Source organism: Longimicrobium sp., assembly GCF_036399935.1.
In the GTDB taxonomy this organism is placed as follows: Bacteria; Gemmatimonadota; Gemmatimonadetes; order Longimicrobiales; family Longimicrobiaceae; genus Longimicrobium.
In genome coordinates this window covers 1-25,283 of sequence record NZ_DASWMD010000061.1, presented here as the reverse complement: position 1 = coordinate 25,283, position 25,283 = coordinate 1, and the positions used below count along the sequence as shown (strand labels likewise).

At 70.7% G+C, this 25,283-nt stretch carries 22 protein-coding genes; 15 read left to right on the top strand and 7 right to left on the bottom strand.

Annotated elements, in window-relative coordinates; translation table 11 throughout:
- Positions 1–361 precede the first annotated feature (361 nt).
- The 6 genes from VGB24_RS18770 to VGB24_RS18745 all read left to right on the top strand — a co-directional run bounded on the left by VGB24_RS18770 (position 362) and on the right by VGB24_RS18745 (position 5,776).
- Positions 362–1,321 (top strand): DMT family transporter, encoded by a 960-nt coding sequence (locus tag VGB24_RS18770; RefSeq protein WP_331074479.1) that lies wholly within the window; start codon positions 362–364, stop codon positions 1,319–1,321.
- Between the two features lie 40 nt (positions 1,322–1,361).
- On the top strand, positions 1,362–2,021 hold the full coding sequence (locus VGB24_RS18765; protein WP_331074478.1) for a trimeric intracellular cation channel family protein: 660 nt from the start codon (positions 1,362–1,364) through the stop codon (positions 2,019–2,021).
- A 75-nt stretch (positions 2,022–2,096) separates the two neighbouring features.
- On the top strand, positions 2,097–2,903 hold the full coding sequence (locus VGB24_RS18760) for a CbiX/SirB N-terminal domain-containing protein (RefSeq protein WP_331074477.1): 807 nt from the start codon (positions 2,097–2,099) through the stop codon (positions 2,901–2,903).
- The gene (locus VGB24_RS18755; protein ID WP_331074476.1) at positions 2,896–3,822 is read left to right on the top strand and encodes a DR2241 family protein; all 927 of its coding nucleotides are present in this window, start codon (positions 2,896–2,898) and stop codon (positions 3,820–3,822) included. Before VGB24_RS18760 ends, VGB24_RS18755 begins: the two co-directional genes overlap by 8 nt.
- A 741-nt stretch (positions 3,823–4,563) precedes the next feature.
- Entirely contained in the window at positions 4,564–5,412 is an 849-nt protein-coding gene (locus VGB24_RS18750; RefSeq protein ID WP_331074475.1) for an alpha/beta hydrolase, read from the top strand.
- Positions 5,413–5,539: 127 nt separating this feature from the next.
- Complete coding sequence (locus tag VGB24_RS18745; protein ID WP_331026220.1) at positions 5,540–5,776, top strand: ferredoxin family protein; 237 nt, start codon at positions 5,540–5,542, stop codon at positions 5,774–5,776.
- Between the two features lie 90 nt (positions 5,777–5,866).
- Here VGB24_RS18745 and VGB24_RS18740 read toward each other — a convergent pair whose 3' ends face one another.
- The 3 genes from VGB24_RS18740 to VGB24_RS18730 form a co-directional block, all read right to left on the bottom strand.
- Positions 5,867–6,577, bottom strand: coding sequence for a lytic transglycosylase domain-containing protein (locus VGB24_RS18740; RefSeq protein WP_331074474.1), 711 nt, complete (start codon positions 6,575–6,577; stop codon positions 5,867–5,869).
- A 339-nt stretch (positions 6,578–6,916) separates the two neighbouring features.
- The gene (locus VGB24_RS18735) at positions 6,917–7,045 is read right to left on the bottom strand and encodes a hypothetical protein (RefSeq protein WP_331074473.1); all 129 of its coding nucleotides are present in this window, start codon (positions 7,043–7,045) and stop codon (positions 6,917–6,919) included.
- Positions 7,046–7,475: 430 nt separating this feature from the next.
- Positions 7,476–8,867, bottom strand: coding sequence for an aminotransferase class V-fold PLP-dependent enzyme (locus tag VGB24_RS18730; RefSeq protein ID WP_331074472.1), 1,392 nt, complete (start codon positions 8,865–8,867; stop codon positions 7,476–7,478).
- A gap of 611 nt (positions 8,868–9,478) precedes the next feature.
- Here VGB24_RS18730 and glgB point away from each other — a divergent pair.
- The 5 genes from glgB to VGB24_RS18705 all read left to right on the top strand — a co-directional run bounded on the left by glgB (position 9,479) and on the right by VGB24_RS18705 (position 15,481).
- The gene (gene glgB, locus VGB24_RS18725) at positions 9,479–11,689 is read left to right on the top strand and encodes a 1,4-alpha-glucan branching protein GlgB (RefSeq protein ID WP_331074471.1); all 2,211 of its coding nucleotides are present in this window, start codon (positions 9,479–9,481) and stop codon (positions 11,687–11,689) included.
- Positions 11,690–11,734: 45 nt separating this feature from the next.
- Positions 11,735–12,421, top strand: coding sequence for a hypothetical protein (locus tag VGB24_RS18720; RefSeq protein ID WP_331074470.1), 687 nt, complete (start codon positions 11,735–11,737; stop codon positions 12,419–12,421).
- A 178-nt stretch (positions 12,422–12,599) separates the two neighbouring features.
- On the top strand, positions 12,600–13,214 hold the full coding sequence (locus VGB24_RS18715; protein WP_331074469.1) for a sigma-70 family RNA polymerase sigma factor: 615 nt from the start codon (positions 12,600–12,602) through the stop codon (positions 13,212–13,214).
- Positions 13,211–14,137, top strand: coding sequence for an anti-sigma factor domain-containing protein (locus tag VGB24_RS18710; RefSeq protein WP_331074468.1), 927 nt, complete (start codon positions 13,211–13,213; stop codon positions 14,135–14,137). Before VGB24_RS18715 ends, VGB24_RS18710 begins: the two co-directional genes overlap by 4 nt.
- A gap of 195 nt (positions 14,138–14,332) precedes the next feature.
- The gene (locus tag VGB24_RS18705; RefSeq protein WP_331074467.1) at positions 14,333–15,481 is read left to right on the top strand and encodes a hypothetical protein; all 1,149 of its coding nucleotides are present in this window, start codon (positions 14,333–14,335) and stop codon (positions 15,479–15,481) included.
- On the opposite strand, the gene VGB24_RS18700 is transcribed toward VGB24_RS18705, so the two are convergent.
- Positions 15,482–16,771 (bottom strand): ATP-binding protein, encoded by a 1,290-nt coding sequence (locus VGB24_RS18700; RefSeq protein ID WP_331074466.1) that lies wholly within the window; start codon positions 16,769–16,771, stop codon positions 15,482–15,484. It abuts the gene before it with no gap.
- Positions 16,772–16,993: 222 nt separating this feature from the next.
- Between VGB24_RS18700 and VGB24_RS18695 the strand changes: the two genes are divergently transcribed.
- The 4 genes from VGB24_RS18695 to VGB24_RS18680 all read left to right on the top strand — a co-directional run bounded on the left by VGB24_RS18695 (position 16,994) and on the right by VGB24_RS18680 (position 22,381).
- Positions 16,994–18,280, top strand: a complete 1,287-nt coding sequence (locus VGB24_RS18695; RefSeq protein ID WP_331074465.1) for a hypothetical protein — start codon at positions 16,994–16,996, stop codon at positions 18,278–18,280.
- Between the two features lie 105 nt (positions 18,281–18,385).
- Positions 18,386–20,800 carry an aldehyde dehydrogenase family protein gene (locus VGB24_RS18690; RefSeq protein WP_331074464.1) on the top strand — a complete coding sequence of 805 codons (2,415 nt, stop codon included), beginning with the start codon at positions 18,386–18,388 and terminating at the stop codon, positions 20,798–20,800.
- A gap of 46 nt (positions 20,801–20,846) precedes the next feature.
- On the top strand, positions 20,847–21,068 hold the full coding sequence (locus VGB24_RS18685; protein WP_331074463.1) for an AbrB/MazE/SpoVT family DNA-binding domain-containing protein: 222 nt from the start codon (positions 20,847–20,849) through the stop codon (positions 21,066–21,068).
- A gap of 185 nt (positions 21,069–21,253) precedes the next feature.
- Positions 21,254–22,381, top strand: a complete 1,128-nt coding sequence (locus VGB24_RS18680) for a carboxypeptidase-like regulatory domain-containing protein (protein ID WP_331074462.1) — start codon at positions 21,254–21,256, stop codon at positions 22,379–22,381.
- 20 nt (positions 22,382–22,401) lie between these two features.
- Here the strand turns inward: VGB24_RS18680 and VGB24_RS18675 are convergent, their stop codons facing one another.
- The 3 genes from VGB24_RS18675 to VGB24_RS18665 are packed head-to-tail and all read right to left on the bottom strand — an operon-like array spanning position 22,402 to position 25,102.
- Positions 22,402–23,346 carry a MaoC/PaaZ C-terminal domain-containing protein gene (locus VGB24_RS18675; RefSeq protein ID WP_331074461.1) on the bottom strand — a complete coding sequence of 315 codons (945 nt, stop codon included), beginning with the start codon at positions 23,344–23,346 and terminating at the stop codon, positions 22,402–22,404.
- Complete coding sequence (locus VGB24_RS18670) at positions 23,343–23,741, bottom strand: secondary thiamine-phosphate synthase enzyme YjbQ (RefSeq protein ID WP_331074460.1); 399 nt, start codon at positions 23,739–23,741, stop codon at positions 23,343–23,345. The genes VGB24_RS18675 and VGB24_RS18670 overlap by 4 nt, the downstream gene beginning before the upstream one ends.
- 5 nt (positions 23,742–23,746) lie before the next feature.
- The gene (locus VGB24_RS18665; protein ID WP_331074459.1) at positions 23,747–25,102 is read right to left on the bottom strand and encodes a PQQ-dependent sugar dehydrogenase; all 1,356 of its coding nucleotides are present in this window, start codon (positions 25,100–25,102) and stop codon (positions 23,747–23,749) included.
- Between the last annotated feature and the right edge of the window lie 181 nt (positions 25,103–25,283).

Genomic DNA, 25,283 nt, shown 5'->3' with positions numbered 1-25,283 from the left:
GCGGGGGGGGCTCGTTAGGAAAGTAGCCGAAAATACGTGGTGCCGCTTGGGTGCCCGCCGCTCCCGGCGCATGCACGAAGAAGCCGCCGGAGCAAACGCCCCGGCGGCTCGTCATGGTGGTCTGGCGTGCGTTGCGCAGGTGGAATTCCCGGTTTTGGAGCCCGGCCAGGTTGCACTGCATGCCCCCCCTGCCGATCTTCCGTCTACGATCCAGAAACGGCGCCGCATCAACAGATGCAAATCGACTCGCGGCGAGCCGGGCGGATGGATCTCGCACTCCGGTTTGCGTGGGGGATCGGTAGATGTTGTTCCCGGTGGGAGGGCGCGCACGCTCTTTCCCGGATTCTGAGCGGAGCCACCGATGCAGGGAAGAGACGGGCTGGGCGAGGGCACGCAGATCGAGCCGGGGATCGGCGCGGAGGCGACGGCGCCGGTGCCGGGGTGGGGATGGACGGAAGCCGCGCTGGCGATGATGGTGATCGTGTGGGGCGTGAACTTCGCCGTGGTGAAGCACGCACTGGGCGTGTTCGAGCCACTGGCGTTCAACGCCCTGCGCTTCGTGGTCGCCTCGGTGCTGGTGTTCGCGGTGCTCTACCTTCGCGGCCAGTTCTCCATCCCCGGCCGCGAAGACCTGCCGCGGGTGATCGCGCTGGGGCTGCTGGGCAACGTGATGTACCAGATGTGCTTCATCCTGGGGCTGGACCGCACCCGGGCCGGGCACGCCAGCCTGATGCTGGCGCTGACGCCCATCATGACGGCGTTCCTCTCCATGCTCACCGGGCACGAAAAGCCGGGGCCGCGTACCTGGGGCGGCGCGTCGCTCTCCATCCTGGGCGTGGCGCTGGTCAGCGGGGCAAGCCTGCGCGTCGAGGGGCGCGAGGCGCTGGTCGGCGACGCCATCCTGGTGACCGCGTCGGCGGCCTGGGCGTTCTACACCGTGGGCGCGCGCCCCATCGTGCGAAAGTACGGCAGCATCCGCACTACGGCGTGGACGCTGTGGGTGGGAGCCGTGGGGCTGGTGGTGGCGGGAATCCCCGCCCTGTCACGCCAGGACTGGGGCGCGGTCGACGGCCGGGCGTGGGGCGGAATGCTCTTTTCGGCCACGTTCGCCATCGGCCTGGCGTACCTGATCTGGTATCGCGGGGTGGAGCGGATCGGGAACACGCGCACGGCCATCTACAGCAACCTCACCCCCGTGGTGGCGCTGCTGGCCGGGACGGTGCTGCTGAACGAGCGCCCCTCGGCCCTGGCGCTGGCGGGCGCCGCGCTCACGCTGGGCGGGGTGATGATCGTCCGCACCGACCCCGGCTCGGCGGGGTAGCGCGGCTCACCCGTCATCACCTCTATCGACCGGCGGAACCGTGATCCCGTATTCCCTGGACCTGCTCGGCGTGTTCGTGTTCGCCATCAGCGGCGCGCTGGCGGCGGGGCGCAAGAGCCTGGACCTGCTGGGCGTGGTGGTGATCGCGGTGGTCACCGCCGTGGGCGGCGGCACCGTTCGCGACCTGCTGCTGGACCGGCACCCCATCTTCTGGATCTCCGATCCGGCCTACATCGTCGTCATCACCGTGGCCGCGCTCGCCACCGTGGCGTGGACGCGGCGCTTTCGCCCGCCGCACAACACGCTGCTGATCGCCGACGCGCTGGGGCTGGCGCTGTTTGCCATCGCGGGCGCGCAGGTGGCGCAGGATGGGGGGCTTTCCGCGCCCCTCGTCGTTGCGATGGGCGCCATCACGGGAACGGCGGGCGGCATGGTTCGCGACGTCCTGACGAACGAGATCCCGCTGATTCTGCGCCCCGCGATGGACCTGTACGCCACCGCCGCCATGGCCGGCATCGGGCTGTACCTGGCGCTGGAGGCCATCGGTGCACCGCGCGCGCCCGCGGCGATCACGGGGATGGCGGCCATCGCCCTGCTGCGCTTCCTCGCCATCCACCGCGGCCTTCGCCTTCCCGTCTTCAGCCTGCCCCCGGACGTCCGCGACGAGGAAGACGCGCGGGCTCGGCCCGCCGACTCCTGACGCGCGTCCCTTGCCCGCGCCCCGCCGCCCCTGCATCTTCGCCCGTTGCACAACGACTGTCGAAGGAGCAACACGTTGCAGGCTTTGATCATCATCGGCCACGGCTCGCACCTGAACGCCGAGAGCAGCGCGCCCGTCTACGCCCACGCCGCGGCCATCCGGCGCACGGGCGTGTTCGACGAGGTGCGCGAGTGCTTCTGGAAGGAAGAGCCCTCCATGCGCGAGGTGTTCGACCTGGTCGAGGCCGACGAGGTGTACGTGGTCCCCCTCTTCATCTCCGAGGGCTACTTCACCGAAGAGGTGATTCCCCGCGAGCTGGGGCTTTCCGGCCCGGCGCCGTCCGCCACCCGCAAGCTGGGGAAGACCATCCACTACACCGGCCCGGTGGGAACCCACGCGTCCATGGCGGAAATGATCCTTCGCCGCGCCGAGGAAACCGCGGGGCTCGACGCGGAGCGGGCGCGCCGGGCGGGGCTCATCATCATCGGCCACGGCACGGAGCGGAACAGCAACTCGTCGGAGGTCATCTACCGCGTCAGCCGCCAGGCGGGCGAGGCGGGGGTGTTCGGCCACGTGAAGACGGGCTTTCTGGACCAAGAGCCGGAAGTCGGCGACGTGCTGGACGGCATGGAGGAAGACACGGTGGTGCTCGTACCCTTCTTCGTCGCCGAGGGCTGGCATACGCAGGAGACCATTCCAGACGACCTGGGGATCAACCGGCCTGCGGTGACCACGGTGACGGAAAAGGACGGCAAGGTAATCTTCTACGCCGCGCCCGTGGGCACCTTTCCCGAGATCGCGGAGATCGTGCTGCAGCGCGCGCGCGAGGCGGGGGCGAAGGTGCCGGAGGGCGTTCGCGTGAGCGAGGCCGCGGGTGTCTGACGCGCGCGAGGTGCGCGGATCGCACGCGCCGGGCGGGATGGCCGCCGCGCGCGAGGCGCTGGTCGCGTGGGTGAACGAGGAGCCGGCGGGGCGCGTGTTCCTGCAGGTGCGCCTCCTTCACATGGGCGAGGGGCGATACGAGATCCGCCACGTCCGCGACGTGCGGCGCTCGCTGGAGTCGCTGGAAACGGTGACGTCCGATCCGTACGCCGCCATCGAGATCGGCCAGACGACCAACTCGGGCGACCACCGCCCGCTGAAGACGTCGCCCAACCTGCGGCAGGGCTGGGCGCTGGTGAACCTGGACGCGCGGGCGCTGTGGACGGCGCTGGACTACCTGTACCCGGCCTGCGCGCTCCACTGGCACGCGGGGCGTCAGTCCACGCTGCGGGTGACGCACTGGAACGAGGTGGCAGCGCGGCAGACCGGCATGTACGGCGCGGTGAAGCTGCTTCCCGCCGCGGTGGTGCGGAACACGGTACGTGCCTGCTGCGGCGACGAGGTGTGCCTGCGGCGAGTTGCCTGGAACGTGGACGCGGAGACGCCGCTCGCGCTTCCGACGGAGGGGGAGGCGGAGGGAGAGCGGGTGCCGTGCCCCGAGGCGTGCTCGATGTTCATCTCCTTTGCGCGGCAGGTGCTGGTGCAGGAGCGCGCGCCGCGGCTGGAGCTGCCGGGGCTGGGGCGCCTGGCGGCGGAAGAGATCGAGCAGGTGAGGTCGGTGGTGGCCGCCGCGGCGACGGGGCAGAGCCACCTGGCGCGAGAGGGGGAGTTCGGCGACCCCACGAACGTGCGGCGGATGAGGTACCTGGCGCTGCGGCTGGCGGAGGAAAAGGAGAGAGTCGGCGACCTGCCCGCCGCCGAGCTGCCGTGCGAGGGGTGCCCGAAGGCGGTGCCGTGCAAGGGCTGCCCGATGGTGTGAGGGGCGCTCGATGGCCAACCACGTGGCGCGGCCTCGGCCCCGCCGGGGCGACTGAAGTCGCGGCAACGACGGCCCGAAGTCCGCCTTCGCGGACTGCATGCGCAGTGGAGCGCATGAGGCCGGACGAAGCGCGAGCTGTCATCCTGAGGCGCAGGCGCACGGTGCCTGCCCGTTCGGCGGACTACGCGCGCCGAAGGATCTAGCCGCGGATACGAAACAACCTTGGGCGCGGCAGCGGGCACCACAGCCGAGGCCTCGGCCCTGCTGGGGCGACTGAAGTCGCGGCAACGACGGCCCGAAGTCCGCCTTCGCGGACTGCATGCGCAGTCGAGTGCACGAGGCCAGCCGAAGCGCAAACGCATTCTCCCCTCTCCGCATGCGCAGCATGCGGGGAGGGGACGGGGGAGGGGCCAGCCGAGGGATGCGCCGCGGCCCATCGAAACGCCCTCCGCTTCGCCAGCCGCGGAAGGGCCGAGGCCCACGCATCCGTGCCGCTGCCGCGCCCAGGCTGAGAAGTGGCGCAGGCAAGATCCTTCGGCCCGCGACGAGTAATATGCGGGCAACTGCGGTGTGCCTGGGCCTCAGGATGACAGGCCGTGGTGGCGCCGCCCCGACCGAAGCGCACCGGGCTGGCTCCCTTCCCCCGCGCAGTTTGCGGGGGAAGGGCTGGGGATGGGGGGCGCCCGCGGCATGCGCCACCCCCTGCCGCACCGCAACAACTTCAATTCTTCGCACCCATCCATGCCCGACGCACTGACGCTCACCAAGTTCGAAATCCGCTCGTCCGATGGCGGGCCGCCCATCCGCGGCGACGTGCGCGTGCGGGCGGGGCACCGGCCCACAGCGGCGGTCGTCATCTGCCATGGCTTCAAGGGCTTCCGCGCGGCCAACTTCTTTCCCAGCCTGGCCCGCGCCGTGGCGGCCCACGGCTTCGCCGCCGTCAGCTTCGACTTTACGCGGAACGGCGTGGGCCCCGACGGCGCCGACTTCTCCGCGCTGCACCTGTTCGCCGAGCAGACGCACTCGCGCAACGTCGACGAAATCCGCCAGGTGATGGACGCCGTGTGCAGCGGCGTCCTGGTTCCGCGCAAGCCGCGGAGGATCGGCCTGTTCGGCCACTCGCGCGGCGGGGGCGAGGCCATCCTGGCCACCGCGGAAGACTCTCGCGTGGACGCCCTGGTCACCTGGGCCGCCATCGCCGACGTGGCCTCGCGCTGGAGCGGCGAGCACGTCGCCACGTGGCGCGCCGGAGGCACCGTGCACGTCGAGAATACGCGCACCAGGCAGATGATGCCCGTGGGCCCGGACTACTGGCGCGACTACGAGGCGAATCGTGAGCGGCTGGACATCGGGGCCGCGGCGGCCCGCGTGTCCGCGCCCTGGCTGATCGTGCACGGAGACGCCGACGCCACGGTGCCGGTGGACGAGGGACGGGCCCTCTTCGACGCGGTGGGCGAAAGCTCCGAGCTGCTGGTGATCGAGGGCGGCGACCACACCTTCGGCAGCCGCCACCCGTACCCGGGCGCCACCCCCGAGCTGCGAACCGCCGCCGACGCCACGCTGGAGTGGTTCGGCACACACCTCGCATAGTGGGTCGTTCGAACGTTCGCTCGACACCCGTGGACAACCGGGCGGGCGCTGGTTATGATACCGCCTTCCGGCCCTTGGGCGGGCCGCCGGCCAGACGAAAATCCCTGACCCCTCGCTGGAGAACGATATGCCCTACGTGATCGCGGAACCCTGCATCGGCACCAAGGACGCCAGTTGCGTCGAGGTCTGCCCGGTGGATTGCATCTACGAGGCGAACGACCAGTACTACATCAATCCCGACGAGTGCATCGACTGCGGCGCCTGCGAGCCCGAATGCCCCGTGCAGGCCATCTTTCCCGACACGGACGTGCCGCCCGAGTGGTCGGACTACATCGAACGGAACCGGGTGCTTTCCGAGGGCTGACCGCCGGCGGGTCTTCCGCGGAACGAACGAAAGAGGGGCCGCGTCCACACCGGACGGGGCCCCTCTCCTCATCTGCATCCACCGAGCGAATCAGCGGTTCAGCACCTTGCCGGCGTAGCCGTTGTCGGGGTCGCCGCCGCGCTTGAGCACCCGGTCCACCGTGCCCGTGCCGCGGTTGTAGGCCGTCAGCGCCAGCTCCACGTCGCCGTGGTAGCGGTCGATCAGCTCCTTCAGGTAGCGGAAGCCGATCTCCAGGTTGGTGGCCGAGTCGCGCAGCTGGTCTTCGGTGACGCCCTTCTTGAACCAGCGCGCTGTGGGGATCATCAGCTGCGTAAGGCCGATGGCGCCCACGTGGCTGGTCGCGTAGTCCTTGAACTCGCTCTCCGTCCTCACCAGCCCGAAGGCAATGCGCGGGTCGATCTCGTTCTTTACCGCGGCCGCGTAGATCTCCTGGGCCAGCTTGTCGGAGATGGTGAAGCCCTTGCGGCGGTACACCGCGGCCAGCGACTGGGCGGTAACGGGCCCGTCGTTCTCGGCGAGCAGGGCCGGGGTCGGGCTCTTGACCACTACGGCGGGCAGCTTGAGCGCCACGCCCTCCTTGATGGCGGTGCGAACCAGGCTGCGGCGTTCCCTGCCATCCTTCGTATCGAGGCCGCCCGTAGCCACCACGCCCACCTGCACGGCGGCGGTGGCCAGCAGCATCGCCTGAACGGCGCGTGAGCGGATCAGCGACCGAAAGTCGTTGCACCGGGGGTCGCGCTCCTTCACCCGGGGCACAGGGCGGCTCTCGTACTGGCTCAAGCGGTGTCTCCTGTCTGTCACGTGAAATCGCGGGCCGGGAAATCTGCCCCGCGTCGGTCCACGCTGCATTCATTCAACGCTTCGATCCACCGGACGCAACCTGTTGCGTGAATCGAAGTTAGGCCATTCCCCAGCGTTTGCGGGCACACCGTCCGCACGGCTGCTCGCCTGTCGCCCCCGATCGAAGCGTGCTTCCCGACGGGCGGCGTTCGGTGCGGGGGAGAGCCTCTGTGCATGCGCCGCGCCACGGCTCGGTATCGAACCCGAACGCAGAGGCGCGGACGCCCCGAAAGGGACATCCGCGCCTCGTTCTGATGGGTTCTCGCCCTGGGCGGAAATTTACATTCCCGCCGCGCGAAGCTGGTCCAGGTCCAGGCGAGGCTGGGCCGGGGTAAGCTGCGGCCGCTTCTCTCCTTCGGCCTCGCGCGCCTCTTCCTGGCGCTGCTTGACGACCGTAAGGCTTGCCACGATAGCCGCGATGGCAATCAATCCGACTCCCAAGGTGCGAATAAGCGCCTCCCAAGCGGGGGGTTCGTGGCGCGCCGTCCGGTGCGTCCTGCATGCGGACTGGCAGTTTCCATGCCGAACGAGCGTTCGTTACGCACAAGACGCGTAAACGGTTGCACTCGCGACGAGAATCCTGCGTTCCTGCTCGCCATCTGACCGTACAACGCGCGAGACATGAGTTTCCTGACAGCCGCGGGAATTGCTTTCGATTGCGGTGCTGAGTGGACCTTTCCTGTTCGCTGTCCACGCGTGGGGACACGCTGGAGAGGGGGAGAGAATCGCGGCAGAAAACAGCAGGGGAGCAGCGATCGATCTCGCTGCTCCCCTGCGTTTTGGTGTCGGGACCAGGACGCGCCCGGATCCTGGACGCGCCGCGTTCGCACGATCCGCGTCAGTCCACCGTGGCGAGCGCGGGAAGGGCCGCGCCGAACCCGGGTTCCGCGCCCTGGTCGCGGAAGCTGCCCAGCACCTCCATCAGCCGGTCCAGGTCGGCGATGTTGGAGGCAATGCCCACCGACACCCGCACGGCGCCCACCGGGTGGTCGCTCATGCAGTCGGAGAACACCTGGATGTTGAACGTTTCGGGGGTGAGCGTCTTGATGCAGCGGAAGGCGTCTTCGTCGGGATATTCGAAGGCGCACTCCGCCGCGCCGGGATTGCAGAAGAAGCCGGTGCGCAGCGAGAGGGTCGCCTCGTTGGCCCGCTGCTCCACGGCGCGGAAGTCGATCGGCTCGCCCGCGGGGTCCAGCAGGTTGAAGGCGATGGTGCCCCCGCGGTTCGTCATGTCGGACGGGCCGTAGAAGCGCACCATGGGCGCGCCGTTCCCGTGGGCGAGGCCCGCCAGCCGGTCCAGCAGGTCGCGCGTAAGCTCCATCACGTGCGCGCTGATGCGCCCGATGCCGATCCGCTCCAGGAACTCCAGCCCGGTCGACACCGCGGCGATGCCCAGGTAGTTGAGGGTGCCGTCCTCGAACGCCCGCCCCGTGACGTGCTGCAGGTGCACGCGATTCTGCGCGGACACGAAACGCACGGTGCCGCCGGCGAACCAGGGCCGGTGCAGCTCGCCCAGCGCGTTGCGGCGCGCCAGCAGCACGCCCACCCCCGTGGGGAAGCCGAACATCTTGTAGAACGACACGCAGACGAAGTCGGGCGCCACACGCGACAGGTCCAGCGGGTTGGTGGGCACGAACGCCGCCGCGTCGAGCACCACGTGGTAGCCCTGGTCGTGCGCCACGCGCACCAGCTCCAGCGGATGCTTTACGCCCGAGAAGTTGGACTGCGCGGGAAACGCGAACAGGTTGTGCTTGCCGCGCTCCGCGCCGGCCAGGTGCGCCTCCACGTCGTGAAGGCGAAGGTCCGGCCCCAGCGGCACGTAGCCGACGTCGGCACCGTGGGCCGTGGCGAACTCGCGCAGGCCGTTGACGGAGTTGTGGTTGTCGGCGGTCAGCAGGAAGCGGCCGCCCGGCTCCCAGGGGTACGCCTCGCCCACCAGCTTCAGCGCGCCGCTGGCGTTCAGGGTGAACACCACCTCGTACAGCTCGGGATCGGCGTTGAAGTACGTCAGGACGCGGCTCCGCGCGTCTTCGCACAGCTGCGTGGCGGCGAGCGAGGTGGGATTGCGCGAGTGCGGGTTGCCGAAGACGCTGTTGCACAGCAGGTCGGCGTTGGCGTGCACCTGCGACTCGGCGTACAGCCCGGCGCCGGTGTAGTCCAGGTACACGTGGCCCAGCCGGTCCAGACGGCTGAACTCGCGCTGCCGCAACTGCTCGAAGCTTTCGTGCATCCAGGCGCTCCTGCTCGGGACGTGAAGCCTGAAAGGTAGACGCGCGGCGCGGATCCGGGTAGTGGGACGGGGGCCCCTCCCCCCGCAAACTATGCGCGGAGAGGGGAGGCCGAGGCCTCGGCCCTGCTGGGGCGACTCAAGTCGCGGCAACGAAGGCCCGAAGTCCGCCTTCGCGGAGTGCATGCGCAGTCGAGTGCGCGGGGCCAGCCGAAGCGCATTTCAGGTCTCCCCCTCGCCCGCTCGCGGGAGAGGGGGCCGGGGGGAGAGGGCGGCCGAGGCATGCACGGCCGTCCTCGAAACGCTCCCGGCCCGGTCACATGTTCAGCTCACGCACCTGGCCATCCGAAGCGTACCACACTGGCTCCCTTCCCCCGCGGGGTTTGCGGGGGAAGGGCTGGGGATGGGGGGCGCCGCGGCATGCGCAGCAGCCCATCGAGCCCCGACCGAAGTTCTCCCCTCTCCGCACCGCAGTACCGTGCGGGGAGGGGCGGGGGTGGGGCCCCGATTCGTCCAGAGTTTGAACCAATCCACCGCCCGCCCGTGAGTACGTGCCGGCACGATACTTCCTGCGGGCGCGCCCGAACTCTCCGCGAACGAATCACAGGACGGCGATGGCTTCTGCGACCCTGCTACACGACGTAAACCTGATCCTGACGGCCCAGCACCCGGACCCGTTCCGCGTGCTGGGCATGCACACCGTCTCCATCGGCGGCGAGCTTCGCCTGGTGGTGCGCGCCTTCCTCCCCGGCGCCACCTCCGCCTTCCTGGCCGACGAAGACGGCAAGGACGTGGCGCCGATGGAGTGCGGGCACCCCGATGGCTTCTATGAGGCCCTGCTGCCACGCGGGACGTCCAGCTTCCGCTACCGCCTGCGGGTCGTCTGGCCGGGGATGGACGAGCCCGTGCTGCTGGCCGACCCCTTCTCGTATCCGCCGCTGGTCAGTGACTTCGACCTGTACCTGATCAGCGAAGGCACCCACCTGCGCCTGTGGGAGGTGCTGGGCGCGCGCACCATGGAGGTGGACGGGGTGCCCGGCGTGCGCTTCAGCGTGTGGGCGCCGGCCGCCAAGCGCGTCAGCGTGGTGGGCGAGTTCAACCTGTGGGACGGGCGCCGCCACCCCATGCGCCGGCATCCCGCGCAGGGCGTGTGGGAGATCTTCATCCCCGGCCTTCCCGAGGGAACGGCCTACAAGTACGAGATCCTTCCGCACCAGGGCCCCGCGTTCCTGAAGGCCGACCCGCTGGCGTTCAGCGCCGAGCTGCGCCCGGAAACTTCGTCCGTCGTCGCGGACCTTTCCAAGTACGAGTGGGGCGACGCCGAGTGGATGAAGAAGCGCCGCGAGTGGGACTGGTGCGCGGCGCCCATGTCCGTGTACGAGCTGCACCCCGGCTCGTGGCGGCGCAGGCCGGAAGAAGGCGACCGGCCGCTGACGTGGCGCGAGATGGCCGCCGAGCTGCCGGACTACCTCTGCGAGATGGGCTTCACCCACGTGGAGTTCCTCCCGGTGATGGAGCATCCCTACGATCCGTCGTGGGGATACCAGGTGACGGGCTACTTCGCCCCTACCAGCCGCTTCGGCGGGCCCGACGACTTCCGCTTCCTGGTCGACACGCTCCACCAGCGCGGCATCGGGGTGATCCTGGACTGGGTGCCCGCGCACTTTCCCAAGGACGCCCACGCGCTGCGCCGCTTCGACGGCACGGCGCTGTACGAGCATGCAGACCCGCGCCAGGGCGAGCACCCGGAGTGGGGCACGCAGGTGTTCAACTTCGGCCGCAACGAGGTGCGCACCTTCCTGGTGAGCAACGCGCTCTTCTGGCTGGACGAGTACCATGCCGACGGCCTGCGGGTGGATGCGGTGGCGTCGATGCTGTACCTGGACTACTCGCGCGGCGCGGGGCAGTGGGTGCCCAACAAGTACGGCGGGCGCGAGAACATCGAGGCGGTGGAGTTCCTTCAGCAGCTGAACACCACGGTGCGCGACCGCTACCCCGGCACCCTGATGATCGCCGAGGAAAGCACGGCCTGGCCCGGCGTCACGCAGCCGGCGCACCTGGGCGGGCTGGGCTTTCACCTGAAGTGGAACATGGGGTGGATGCACGACAACCTGCGCTTCATGAGCGAGCAGTCCATCCACCGGAAGTACCACTTCAACCTGCTGACCTTTTCGCTGATGTACGCGTTCAGCGAAAAGTACGTGCTGCCGCTGAGCCACGACGAGGTGGTGCACCTGAAGGGCTCGCTGCTCGGCAAGATGCCGGGCGACGGGTGGCAGAAGGCGGCCAACCTGCGGCTGATGCTGGGGATGATGTGGGGGCATCCCGGCAAGAAGCTGCTGTTCATGGGCGGCGAGATCGGCCAGGTGGGCGAGTGGAACGAGAACCGCTCGCTGGACTGGCACCTGCTGGGTGATCCTCTCCACGCGGGCATCCAGCGGTGGATGGCCGACCTGAACGCCGCCTACCAGCGCGAGCCCGCGTTCTGGGAAACGGACTTCAGCCACGAGGGATTCGAGTGGATCGACTTCCGCGACGTGGAGCAGACCGTCCTGTCGTTCATCCGCCGCGCGGCCACGTCGGGGCAGGAGCTGGTGTTCGTCTGCAACTTCACCCCGGTGATCCGCCAGCAGTACCACGTGGGCGTGCCGCGCGCCGGCCGCTACCGCGAGGTGCTGAACAGCGACGCCGCTGCGTACGGCGGCGGCAACGTGGGGAACAGCGGCTGGGTAGAGACGGTTCCGCTCGCCGTGCACGGCCGCGAGCAGTCGCTGCCATTGACGCTGCCGCCTCTGGGCATTCTCATTTTGCAACGCGAAGACTGATGCGGGCGGATTCCTTTCCGCCCGCCTGAACCCATTCGGACGATCATGGCCAAGAAGAGCGGGACCAGCTCCATTCCCCAGGACGACGTCGGCGACGGGCCGGGCACCACGCGCGGCCGCAGCCGGGCCGCCGATGCAGCCGCCGAGGCGATGGCCCCCGGCGGCGCCAAGCCGGCGCGCGGCGGCAAGGCGCCCGGCACCGGCGTGGCCGTCGGCGACCAGCCGGCGTCGGTGACCCGCACCCGCGCGCCCAAGGCAGACGCGGCTGTCGCCAAGTCCGCGACGAAGCCGGCCGCGAAGACCGCCGCGAAGCCGGCCAGCAAGCCCGCCTCGAAGTCCGGCAAGAAGCGCGAAACGTTCGACGAGACGGTGGCGCGCCGGAAGCAGCAGAAGGAGATCGACCAGCTGCAGGCCGACCTCCGCGCCTTTGCGATCGCCCGGCCGGGCGGGTGGAACCACGAGGACTGGCTGGGCTTTCTGGATTCGCTCCGCCAGAAGGGGCACGACCTTTCGGCCCCCGAGGAGATCGGGTCGCGGCTGGAGCGCGAGCGGCTGGGGGTGGTGCTGAGCGGAATCCAGGGAATCGGGCCCAAGCGGGTGGATGCGCTGGTGAACCGGTTCCACACGCTGTACAGCGCCCGCCACGCCAGCGTCGAGGAGTTCGCCGGCGCCGGGCTCCCCCGTGCGGATGCGGAGCGCGTGCTGCGGGAGCTGCAGGAGCGCTTCCCCTGAGCACCTGCCTCGACTGAAGGGACGGCGCCACGCGGAGCCGCGGGACATCCTTTCCCGCGGCTCCGTCGTTTTCCCCCTCCGGCCTTGTTCTCGCATTGGGGGCGCGGACGCTTGCGCGCGCTTCTGCCTCCATCCAGCTTCCATGCATCCGGAACGACAACTTCTCCCGTACCCTTCCGTGAGCGATCCCGCTTCCGGGCGTCCGCGGCCCGGCTCCGCATCGGCCGACGACCCGGACCTGGCCCTGGTGCGCGCCATGGCCGCGGGGGACGAGCGCGCCCTGGGGCTGCTGTACGATCGCTGGCAGCCGCTGCTGCACTCCCTGGTCTTTCACGTCGTCGGCGATGCGGGCGACGCCGAAGAGGTGCTGGAAGACGCGCTCTGGCAGGCGTGGCGGCAGGCGGGCACGTACGACGAGTCGCGCGGCAGCGTGCGCACCTGGCTGACGACCATCGCCCGCAGCCGGGCGCTGGACCGGGTGCGTGTGCGCCGGGCCGCGCGGCAGGACGTTTCGCTGGAGGATGCCCCGGCATCCGCGGAGTTCGTGCTGGCGGGCGGCGGCCCGGCCGAGGCGGCCGAAGCGGCGGACCTGCGGGCGCGGGTGGAGCAGGCGCTGGCTGGACTGCCGCCGGACCAGCGCGAGACGGTGGAGTTGGCCTACTTCCGCGGGCTGAGCCAGACGGAGATCGCGGAGGCCACGGGCCAGCCGCTGGGTACCGTGAAGACGCGGGCCCGGCTGGCGCTCCAGAAGCTGAGAACGGCGCTGTCGAGCCTTCGGGAGGAGGCGCCATGACCATCGAGATGACGCACGACGAAGTTCGCGAGGCGCTGGGCGCGGAAGCGCTCGGCGCGCTCGACGGCGGCGAGCGCGAGCGGGTGCTGGCGCACGTGGCGGGATGCGACGCCTGCCGCGCGGAGCTGGACGCGCTGCGCGAAGCGGCGGCGCTGGTGGCGCACGTGGCTCCCCATCGCCCCCTGGCCCCGGCCCGCACGGCGGATGTCCGCTCGCGCCTGCTGGCCCGGGCGGCGGCGGATGGTGTCTCGCGGGCCTCACAGGACGACGTGACCATCGAGGCAGCCCCGGCTCCGATCCCTGCCGCGTTCCCGCCCCCGCGCGCCGACGCCGAGCCGGCGCGGGCCGCTCCGTCCCGCCCTGACGTGACTCCCATCACCTCCGCGCGCCGGGGCCGCGGGGCGATGGCGGGGTGGCTGGCCGCCGCTGCTTCGCTGCTGCTGCTGATCGCCGCCGGGGTGTACGCGTCCGGGCTGCGGCGGCAGGTGGATGCGCTCCAGGCGCGGGCGACGCAGCTGGAGGCGGAGCGCACGAGGCTGGCGGATCGCGTACAGCAGGGCGAGGCGACCGTCGCGTCGCTTTCCGGGCCGGCTGTGAAGGTGATCGAGATGGCGGCGGCGCGGCCGGCGGACCCCACGGGCCGCATGTTCTGGGACACCCGGACGGCACGCTGGACCTTCTTCGCCCACAACCTTCCCGCCACCCGGCCGGGCCGCGAGTACCAGCTGTGGCTGGTGACGGCGGATCGGAAGATCAGCGCGGGCACCTTCCGCCCCGGGCCGCGCGGCAGCGCCGTCGTGCAGGCGGAGTACGAGCTGCCGCCGGGGTCGCTGCAGGCCGTGGCGGTTACCGAAGAGCCGGCCGGCGGCCAGCCGCAGCCCACCGGCGCCATCGTCCTGGCGGGCGCGATGTCGACGCGATAACGCGCGGTGTCGGGACGGAGGGAACTATCGTGGACCGGGAGTCGTACCTGCGGGTAGGCTCCCGGTCTTCGTTCCGCACGGTGACAGGCTCTCCGGATGCGTCTTCTCCGCTCCTCTCTTCTCGGCATCCTCACTGCCGCCACGCTGGCCGCCTGCGAACGCGTGCCGACGGTCACCCCTGTTGAAGCGCCTGAGTTGGCGGAAGCGGGAGACGTTCGTGGCCTCGAGGCGCGCTTCGTGGAGATCGAGCGCGAGGTGCCGGGCTTCGGCGGCTACTTCTTCGCCGCGGACGGCGCCGTGGCTGCGTACGTCGCGGAGCCCGGGAGCGCGCCCGCCGCCCGCGTCGTGCTGGCGCGGGTGCTCGCGGAACGCATCCCCTCCGCGCGCGACCGGCGCACGGGCGAGATGCGCGTGCTCGAGGGCCGGTACTCGTTCTCGCAGCTCGCCGCGTGGCGCGACCGGCTGGTGGCGCTGCTGCCCATCCCCGGCGTGGTCTACGTGGACGCCGACGAGGCGTTCAACCGCGTGCGGATCGGCGTGTGGACGAACGAGGCGCGGCTGGCGGTGCCCGCGGCGGCGGTTCGGCTGGGCGTTCCGTTGGTAGCCTTGGTGCTTTCCGACGAGCGTTCGCTGCGCCCGCTCGTCCGCCTGGCGGATGCCGCCGGTCCCCTGGTTTCGGGCGGTCAGCGGCTGAGCTTCGCTTCCGGTCCCTCCGTCTCCGTGCAGTGCAGCGTCGGGTTCAACGTGCTCGCACTCGACAATGCCGGGTACGTGACGGCCGCGCATTGCTCGCGGGTGCAGGGCCGTGCGGACGGCACCGTGCACCAGCATCCTGACGAGACGCAGCTGCTGGGGATGGAGACCGCCGATCCCCCGCTGTTCCGGGGCGGCGCCTGCCCATCCGGCCGCCGCTGCCGGTACAGTGACGCGGCACGGTTCCGCTTCGCCCCCGGCCACGTGGCCGATCCCGCCATCGCCCGGGCGGCGGAGCCGGGTTCGCGGGAGGTCGCCGGGACGCTGCGGGTTGGGGGCGAGAGTCCCTATCCAGTAGCGGGCGAGGTGCTGGACAAGGTGGGCGCGGAAACCGGGTGGACGTTCGGCGCGGTCGCCGCCACCTGCGTGCACGTGAACGTAGATGGCACCGACGTCACGCTCCTGTGCCAGGACGTGGTCGACGCCGCGGCGGAGGGAGGCGACAGCGGCGCTCCCGTCTTCGCCTGGCGCGGCGGGGAGGCGACCCTGGCCGGCGTACTCTGGGGAGGGACGGGGAAGCGCTTCTACTTCAGCGCGATGGGGAACGTAGAGGCGGAGCTGGGGCCGTTGACGACGGGGGCGCCCCGGTAGTTACTCGGCGGGTGCGGCTGGGAGCGTGAGGGTAAACGTGGATCCCTCGCCCAGCGTGCTCTCGGCGACCAGGTCTCCGCCCATGCCGCGGGCCAGGTCGCGGCTGATCGCCAGCCCCAGTCCGGTTCCGCCTGCCGTACGGGTGAACCCCGCCGACACCTGCGCGAACGGGTGGAAGATGAACTCCAGCTTGTCGGCCGGAATGCCGATGCCCGTGTCGCGCACGCGGATGGCCACGGTGTCGGCCGCCGGCTGGCACGACACCTCGATCCGCCCGCCGGCGGGGGTGAACTTGATGGCGTTGGAAAGCAGGTTCAGCAGCACCTGCTCCACCCGTGATTGGTCCGCCAGCAGCACCGCGCCGCAACGTGCGCGGCTGTCGTCGTACGCCAGCTGCTTCTCCGCGATCTGCGGCAGCACCAGCCCCTCCACCTCGTCCATCACCGCGTCCAGCATCACCGGCTCCCGCGCATAGCTGGCGGTCCCCGCCTCGTTCGTCGCAAAGTCCAGCACGTCGTTGATCAGCCCGAGCAGGTGGCGCTGGCTGCGATCGATGCGCCCCAGGTCTTCGCGCTGCTCCGGTGTGATGGGCCCGCGGATCTCCATCTCCATCAGCTGCACGTATCCGCCGATGGCGTTCAGCGGCGTGCGCAGCTCGTGGCTCATGGTCGCCAGGAACATGCTCTTGGCGTGGTTGGCTTCCTCGGCGCGCGCCCGCGCCTCCTGCGCCTCGCGCCCGGCGAGCTCCGCGGCATGGGTGCGCTCCTCCAGCTCCTCCGCGGTCGCCTGCAGTTCCTCGTGCGCCATCTCCATCTCCGTCGCCTGCTCCTGCAGCTGCGCGTTCGCGAGCTCCACCTCGAGGGCCTGCTCCTGCAGCTGCTGGTTGGCCAGCTCCAGCTCGGCGGCGGCCTCCCGCGCGGCGTCACGGGCGCGCTGCAGCGACTCGGTAGTGGTGCCCACCAGCCACGACACGCCGATGAACGCCACCAGCGGCACGAGGTCCCTGGGATCTTCTGGTACGAAGCCTCCGAGAGGCGGGATGAGGTAGTAGTTCAATCCCATCACGCAGATGACGCCCGTGACCAGCCCCGGCCACGAGCCGCCGTACCACGCGGAAACGATCACCGCGACGTACGAGAAGAGGAACATCGAGCGGGGGAGGAACTCGGCGAGCGCGATGGTCAGCGCCACCGCGAGGACGCCCGCACCGATCGCGGCGAGCGCTCGCATTCCGGCGCCGGGGCGGCGCGCACGTTCGGTGGAGGTGGCGGCGGGGGTGAGGTTGGTCACTGGACGGGCAGGCGGAGGGGAGTCCACGAGCTTCCCGGAGCGGACGGAACTTTCGAGCGGGCGGCACAGAAGCTAGGGCCAGATGATATCAGCGCAAGCGTGGCGTTGCCGGGTGGCATGCGAGGTGCCGCACCCCGGGCGGTGTCCTCGGCTTCCACTTGCTTCGGCTTTTGTGCGGGCGTAACCTACGTGCGCGTTTCTCCCCGACCTGAACCGCGCGCCGTGACCGCTTCCGCGTCTCCCGATCCCGAACTGCTCTCGTGCGCCATCGCGGGCGGCTATGCCGGCCGGTGGGCGCGTGCGCAGGTGCGGTCAACGGAGCCCGAGGGTGAGGCAGTTGAGCCGTCATCCGCGTGGTTCGTGGATGCGTTCGCGGGCGCGGACCTGCAGCGGGCGGCGATTCGGGGGGTGGCGGTGGAGGCGGGGGGCCTCGCGTCCGTCCGCGCGATGACGGATTCCGTGGATCGCCTCCGCATCGTGCTCGCGGACGAAGACCCGGGGCTGCTGGTTCGGCTTGAGGACGAGCTGGAGAGGCTGGGCATGGGCGGCCGGGTGCGGCGGACGCGCGACGTCGCTTCGATCCAACCCGGGGAGATCGGCCTCGTCGAGTCGTCGTTCCCGGCGCTCTCGGCGGGGCTGGTGGACGCGATAAGCGACTCCGCCGCGCTGGTGCGCCTCGCGCCGCTGAGCGCGCGGGCCCTGCCATCGACGGCGCTTCAGACGATGGCCTCGCGGGAGGAGACCGAGCTGCTGCTGCGCTTTCCCGCGGAGGACTTCCACAAGCAGGCCCGCGTCACCGGCCCCATCGCCGACTTTCCACCCAACATCCGCCGCCTCGTGGAAGGGTGTTCGGCGCTGCTGGGGGACGGGCGGCACAGCTGGCTCTCCGCCTGGCGGGACGCGGTGCGGCGGGACGGCGCGGACGCGGCGCTGGACGAGGTCGTGGACCGCTACCGCGAACTGATCGTCGGCGCAGGGGAGGGACGGATCGTCCGCACGCAGCGGCTGGGCGGTGTCCATCTCCTGCTCGCCACCTTCAATCCGGCGCACGTGCTGGAATTGAACGGCGCCATCGCGGACGGCGGCGTGGACCCGCTCCCTCCCGCTGTCATTGCCGCAGAGCCGGAGCCGGAGCTGGAGCCGGAGGTGGTCGAGGCGCCCATCGCGCTGGATCTGTTTCCTGTCTCGCCGCCGCCGGTAGAGCCGAAGCCGCGTGGCGCGGACCTTCGCGCCGTCGGGGACGACCTTCACGCCCGCCATCGCGGCGCGCTCGTCGTCTATCGCGACATGCTCGCGACCCTGGCCGATTCGGGGCTCACGCCGGAGCAGGTGCGCGAGGCGCTGTCGATCCTGAAGCGCGAGGGGCGGGCGGCCTACCGCTCTCTGGACGCGGCCGACGCGGAGATCGACTTCCTCCTGGAGCCCGCGGCCCCCGCGCCGCCCCGCAAGCGCAAGCCGCGCAAGGTCGCGCCGGGCGAGCTGGGCCTGTTCGACATTCCCGACGAGTAGCGGGGCGCGCGCAACATGCGCAATCGATGCGGGCGCGCTAGATTGCATGCCATTGCCGCGCGTCCGGGACGCGGCCCGCGGTCACCCCGAGTCCCGCAGCAACCGATGAGCATCGCCGAAATCTTCGAGACCATGGAATACGGCCCCGCCCCCGAGAGCGCCTCGCCCGCGGTGGAGTGGCTGGAGGAACGGGGCCGCACCTTCCGGCACTTCGTCGGCGGCGAGTGGCGCGAGCCGGAGGGCGGCGAGTTCTTCGATACCACCAATCCCGCCACCAACCAGCCCCTGGCGCGCATCGCCCAGGGAAGCGAGGCCGACGTGGACGCGGCGGTGCGCGCGGCCCGCGAGGCGCTTCCCGCCTGGCAGGCGCTGGACGGCCACGCGCGCGCCCGCTTCCTGTACGCCATCGCCCGCCACATCCAGCGCCACAGCCGGCTCTTCTCCGTGCTGGAGACGATGGACAACGGCAAGCCCATCCGCGAGTCGCGCGACATCGACATCCCGCTGGTGGCCCGGCACTTCTACCACCACGCCGGGTGGGCGCAGCTGATGGATACGGAGCTGGCGGACCAGGTGCCCGTAGGCGTCGTGGGCCAGATCATCCCGTGGAACTTTCCGCTCCTGATGATGGCGTGGAAGATCGCCCCGGCGCTGGCGATGGGGAACACGGTGGTCCTGAAGCCGGCCGAGTTCACCTCGCTCACGGCGCTTCTCTTCGCCGAGGTGTGCCGCGACGCGGGGCTGCCTCCGGGCGTCGTGAACGTGGTCACCGGCGACGGGCGCACGGGCGCCGCCATCGTCGGCCATCCGGACGTGGACAAGATCGCCTTCACGGGATCGACCGAAGTCGGCCGCATCATCCGCGTGGCCACGGCGGGAACGGGGAAGAAGCTGTCGCTGGAGCTGGGCGGCAAGTCGCCGTTCATCGTGTTCGACGACGCCGACCTGGAAAGCGTGGTCGAGGGCGTGGTCGACGCCATCTGGTTCAACCAGGGGCAGGTGTGCTGCGCCGGCTCGCGCATCCTGGCGCAGGAGGGCATCGCCGAAAAGCTGACGCAGCGGCTGCGCGAGCGGATGGAAACGCTGCGCGTGGGAAATCCGCTCGACAAGGCGGTGGACATCGGCGCCATCGTGGCCCCCGTGCAACTGGAGCAGATCCGCCGCTTGGTGCAGGCCGGCGCCGACGAGGGCGCGCAGATGTGGCAGCCGTCGTGGAGCTGCCCCACCGAGGGATGCTTCTATCCGCCGACGCTGTTCACCAACGTTTCGCCCTCGTCCAGCGTGGCGCAGGTGGAGATCTTCGGCCCCGTCGTGGTGCTGATGACCTTCCGCACGCCCGCCGAAGCCGTGGAGCTGGCCAACAACACGGTGTACGGCCTGGCGTCGAGCGTGTGGACCGAGAACATCAACCTGGCCCTGGACGTCGCGCCCAAGATCAAGGCCGGCACGGTGTGGATCAACAGCACCAACCTGTTCGACGCCGCGTCGGGCTTCGGGGGATACCGCGAGAGCGGCTTCGGGCGCGAGGGCGGCAAGGAGGGGCTGTACGAATACGTGAAGCCGCGCTGGGAGGTCGCCAGCAAGAACGGCGGCGCCCCCGCCCGCCGCGACGACCGCAAGGCCAGGCCCGCGCGCGCCGAAAAGCAGCGCGGCAACGGCGCCGGCCCGGTGCTGCCGCCCATCGACCGCACCGCCAAGCTGTACATCGGCGGCAAGCAGGCGCGGCCGGACAGCGGCTACGCGCTTTCCATCTATGGCCCGGGCGACCGGCTGATCGGCGACGTGGGGCTGGGCAACCGCAAGGACGTGCGGAACGCCGTGGAGGCGGCGCACAAGGCCAAGGGGTGGAGCAAGGGCACGGCGCACAACCGCGCCCAGGTGCTGTTCTACCTGGCCGAGAACCTGGCGGCGCGCTTCGACGAGTTCAGCCGCCGCATCGCCGCCATGACGGGCGACGAGGCGGGGGCGGACCGCGAGGTCGAGGCGTCCATCCGCCGCCTGTACACCTACGCCGCCTGGGCCGACAAGTACGACGGCCTGGTGCACGCCACGCCCATGCGCAACGTGACGCTGGCGATGAACGAGCCCATCGGCGTCGTCGGCGTGGCGTGCCCCGACACGGCGCCGCTGCTGGGCTTCATCTCCGCCGTCATGCCGGCGGTGGCTACGGGCAACGCCGTGGTGGTGATCCCGTCGGAGCGCTGGCCGCTCGCCGCGACGGACTTCTACCAGGTGCTGGACACCTCCGATGTTCCCGGTGGCGTCGTCAACATCGTCACCGGGAAGCGAGACGAGTTGGCCGAGACGCTGGCGGCGCACGACGACGTCGAGGCCATGTGGTACTTCGGCGGGGCCGAGGGGAGCGCCATGGTGGAGCGCCTGTCGGCCGGCAACATGAAGCGCACCTGGGTGAGCTACGGCCGCGAGCGCGACTGGTTCAACGCCGAGCAGGGCGAAGGCCGCGAGTTCCTGCGCCAGGCCACCCACGTCAAAAACGTGTGGGTGCCCTACGGCGAGTGATTGGCCGGCTGGTTGACATCGGCTGGTCGGACGGATGGGAGGCACGATGAGCAAGATCACGTTGCACAAGGCCCAGGACGGTGAGTCCGGCGTACTCCCGGGCGAGGTGCTGGAGCGGCTTGGGATTGAACCTGGTGAGTCGGTCTACATGATCGATCGCCCGGGCGGAATCCTGCTTACGTCGGATCCCAACTTCGACTCCGCGATGCGGGCGTTGGATCGGGCTCGCGCGCAGTATGCAGACACGTTCCGCCGGCTCGCCGAGTGAGAATCGGCGGATCCGCTTCGCACAAAGGGTAAGACGAAACGGGGTGGATCGCCGATGGTGATCCACCCACATTCGTTCCCGATCTCTGTGCATCCGCGTCCAACTGCCCGGCGTGTCAAAATCCGTGGCGTCCATCCGTTACATCGCATCACGGTGGGCTGTCGACATCTTCCCGGAGCGGAGCCATGCAACGAAGCGGTTCGCGCGTGCTGCTCTTCACAATTGCTCTCGCCCTCATTGCCGCCCCCGGGCTCTCGGCGCAAACCGTCGGTGGCACCGTCGTGGAGAGGGCGACCGGCGAGCCGATTCAGGGTGCGGTTGTGGCGCTGGTCGATTCGCTCGGAAGGCGCCGGGACGCCGTGCTCAGCGATGCGCAGGGGCAGTACAGCCTGCAGGCTCCCGCGCCGGGAACCTACCGCGTTCGCGCCGAGCGGGTGGGGTACGCGGCCGCCTCGTCGCCCTCACTGGCACTGGACGCTGGGGAGCAGGTCGCGCAGCCGCTGTCCATGTCTCCCGTCCACGTGACGCTGGACGCCGTAGTCGCGCGGGGCGTGCCGCGGGCGTGCACCATCCGCCCCGAGAACGGTGAGCAGGCGGCGCGCGTGTGGGACGAAGCACGGAAAGCGCTCGACGCCACCCACCTCGGTGGCCGGGCAGGCGCCTACGAGTTCCGGGTGCGGCTGTTTCGGCGCACGCTGGCCTTGCCCAGGCTTACGATCGTCGATTCCAGCTCATCCATCCAGTCGGGGTTCAGCCGCCAGCCGTTCGCGACGCCCGTCGAGCGGCTGGTGACGCACGGCTACATGGAAGTCGAGCGCGATTCCATCGTGTTTCGTGCCCCGGACGCGCCTACGCTGCTGTCCGACGCCTTTCTGGACCACCACTGCTTCAGCCTGGTCCGGGGCCGCGGCACCGAGGCGGGGATGGTGGGGCTGGCGTTCGCTCCCCTGCGCGGCAGACGGCTTCCCGACGTGCAGGGAACGCTGTGGCTCGACGGGCAGACGGGGCACCTGCGCTACCTGGAGTACACCTACACCCGGTTGCCCTTCGCCAGCTCCGACGCCCGGCTGGGCGGGCGGGTGGACTTCGTGCAGCTGCCCGAGGGCGGATGGATCGTAAGCCGGTGGCGCATCCGGATGCCGATCCTGGAGAGGGAAAACCCGCGCGCGCCACCCATGGTCAAAGCCCTGGTGGAGAGCGGGGGCGAGGTGCTGGGCGTCCGCACGGGCCGGGGAGCGCGGGTACCATTGCGGACGGTGAGCGTCGGGCCGAACACGGCCGCGGTCGCGTCACTCGCTGCATCGCCGCGGTGACGGAGGCCCGAGTCACCGAACTACGCTGCCTCGTGACCTCCCCCGTACGTGCCTTCGGCGTAGATGAGACCCTCGACGGGCGCGGCGACGCGGAACCAGCGCTCGGGGCCGTCGTCGCTGACGAGCAAGCGGGCCGTGGCGGGGAGGGGCAGGGGCGCGCGGAAGGCGATGCGCATCCGCCGCAGGGCGCCCGGGTCGCCGCCCAGGCAGTGCTCGATCAGCGAATGCGCGGCACGGGCGGCGATGCAGTAGCCGTGCAGGATGGGCGCGCGAAAGCCGAACGGGCGCGCCGTCAGCCCCCACAGGTGAATCGGGTTGTAGTCGCCGGACACGCGGGCGTAGCGCCGGCCCGCGCTCCCTGACAAATCCCATCGCACCAGTTCGGTCCATCCGCCCTCGGGCGCTACGGGACCCGCGCGATCCGCCGGGCGGCCCGGGGCACGATCCGGATCGTCCGTGCCACCCGTCCTTACCTGGAACACGCTCGTAGACTGGCAGCAGAGCTGGCCTGCACCCAGCCAGTTGCGGGCGAGCACCGTCATCCGAAAGCCGCGGCGCGCGGGCTCCACCCGGTCCAGCTCCACGCGGCAGCGCACCGCGTCACCCGGGCGCAGGGGGCGCGCCCACACCAGGTCCGTCGACACGTGGACGATGGCGCCCAGCGGCAGCGGCTGCTCCATCCCCGCGAACATCTGCAGTGCCAGCGCCGTTTCCCAGGTGGCGCAGTAGAACGGCGGAACCGCGCCGGCTCCCTCTGCGAACCCCGCGATACGCTCCCCGTTCGTCGCGGCGGCGTACGCCTGCACGTGACCCGGATCGATCCCGATGCCCGCGCGCTCCGCGGACACCTTCCGGCGCGGGATGGCGGCCAGGTCCAGCGGCGCGCCCGACCGGCGCGCCTGGATGCCGCGCGCCACCAGGTGAACCATCGACCGCAGGTGAGAGGGCGCGGCCACCCCGCTCATGCCCGCAGCAGCTGCACGGCCACGCGGCGCTCGCGCGGCCCGTCGAACTCGCAGAACCAGATCCCCTGCCACGTTCCCAGCACCGGCTGCCCACCGCTGACGATGACCGTGAGCGATGGGCCGAAGAAGCTGGTCTTCAGGTGGCTGTCGCTGTTCCCCTCGTCGTGTCGATAGAACGCTTCGTCCTTGGGCACCAGCCGCTCGAGCTTGCCCAAGAGGTCGTGCACCACGTCGGGATCGGCGTTCTCGTTGATGGTGAGCGCGGCCGTGGTGTGAAGGCTCTGCAGCACCACCACGCCCTCGTCCATCCCCGACCGTGAGACGATCTCGCGCACGCGGCCGGTGATGTCCTGCATCTCGCCGCGCCGGTGCGTCCGGATGCGGATCTCCTCCATCGGGATTAGCGGTCGCCCACGTACATGATCCGCCAGATGCGGCCACCCGCGTCGTCCGACACGTACAGTGAGCCGTCCGGCCCCTGCGCCAGCCCGGTGGGCCGGTGCCGCGCGCCACCCTGCTGCCCCGGCGCGGGCACGGGCGCCTGCGCGAATACGAAGTGCGGCCCGCTCGGCGCCCCGGCGGCGGTCATCGGCAGGAAGGTGACGTTGAAGCCCTGCTGCGGAAGCGGCGCGCGGTTCCACGAGCCGTGGAAGGCCACGAACGCGCCGCCCCAGTACTGCGTGGGGAACTGCGTGCCCGTGTAGAACAGCAGGTCGTTGGGAGCCCAGTGCGCGGGGAACGCGTACGCCGGGGCGGCCTTGCCGGTGCAGCGGCCCACCTGCGTGCCGTTGCCCCCATACTCGGGCGCCAGCACCTTCCGCCGCGCGGCGGGGTCGAAGTAGCAGTACGGCCAACCGCCGTCGGTGCCGCGGTCCAGGCGGAACATCTCTTCGGCGGGAACGTCGGCATTCTGCTGTTCGGTGAATCCCCAGTTGGAGCTCAGGTTGTCGCGCCCGTGCGAGACGGTGAACGGCACGCCCGCCGCGGGGTGGAAGTCCAGCGCGTAACCGTTGCGGATGCCGGTGGCCCAGCGCTCGCCGGCCGCCGGCGCCTGGTTCGCGCGATTGGCGTCGAAGCGCCAGATGCCCGCGCGCGTGGCCAGCTCCGGGCAGGGGTCGCGGCCGGTGGAGCGGCTCTGGCGATCCTGCTCCTGGCAGGCGTTGGACACGGACCCGATGCTGACGAACATCCCGCCGCGCCCATCGAACGCCAGCGCCTTGGAGGCGTGCCCGCCCACCGGCAGGCCGCTGACCAGCAGCTCCGGCTGGCCCTGCGGCACCAGCTGCCCGGGCGTAAGCCGCCACCGGACGACGCCGTCGTTCATGGCGAAGTACAGCCAGCCGTCGTGAATCTGCAGGCCGCTTCCCCCGCGGTTCTCGAACTTCTGCCGCACCTCCGCGCGCCCGTCCCCATCCGCGTCGCGCAAGGCGATCACGCCCGCGGGCCCGTCGCGCCGCCCGGAGAGTGAGGCGTACACGTCGCCGCTGGCCGACACGTCCAGGTGCCGCACCGGTCCCAGGCTGTCGGCCACCACCACGGCGCAGAATCCGTCAGGGAGCGTAAGGCCCACGTCCACCCTGGCGCACATCGCCGGGCTGGGACCCGCGCTCTGCCACGGCGTGGTGTCTAGCGGACGCGCGTCGGCCGGGTTGGCGCGCGGCGGGGGCACGGACGCGGTCTCCCGCGCGGGCGGGGCGGGCGGGCAGGCCGCCAGCGCCAGGGGTGCAACGGCCAGCAGGGCGAGTCTGAACCGCATGATGCGGGGCTCCGGAGTGGTGGATTCTGCTGCGCGGCGCGCAATGGGATTGTAGCTGAAACCTTCCCGCAACGCCCGCGCCGGAAGTGATCCCAGGGATGCACACGGCCGCAGTGGGACCGCGATCGAATTCTCCCCCTCGCCCGCTTGCGGGAGAGGGGGCCGGGGGGAGAGGGCAGCC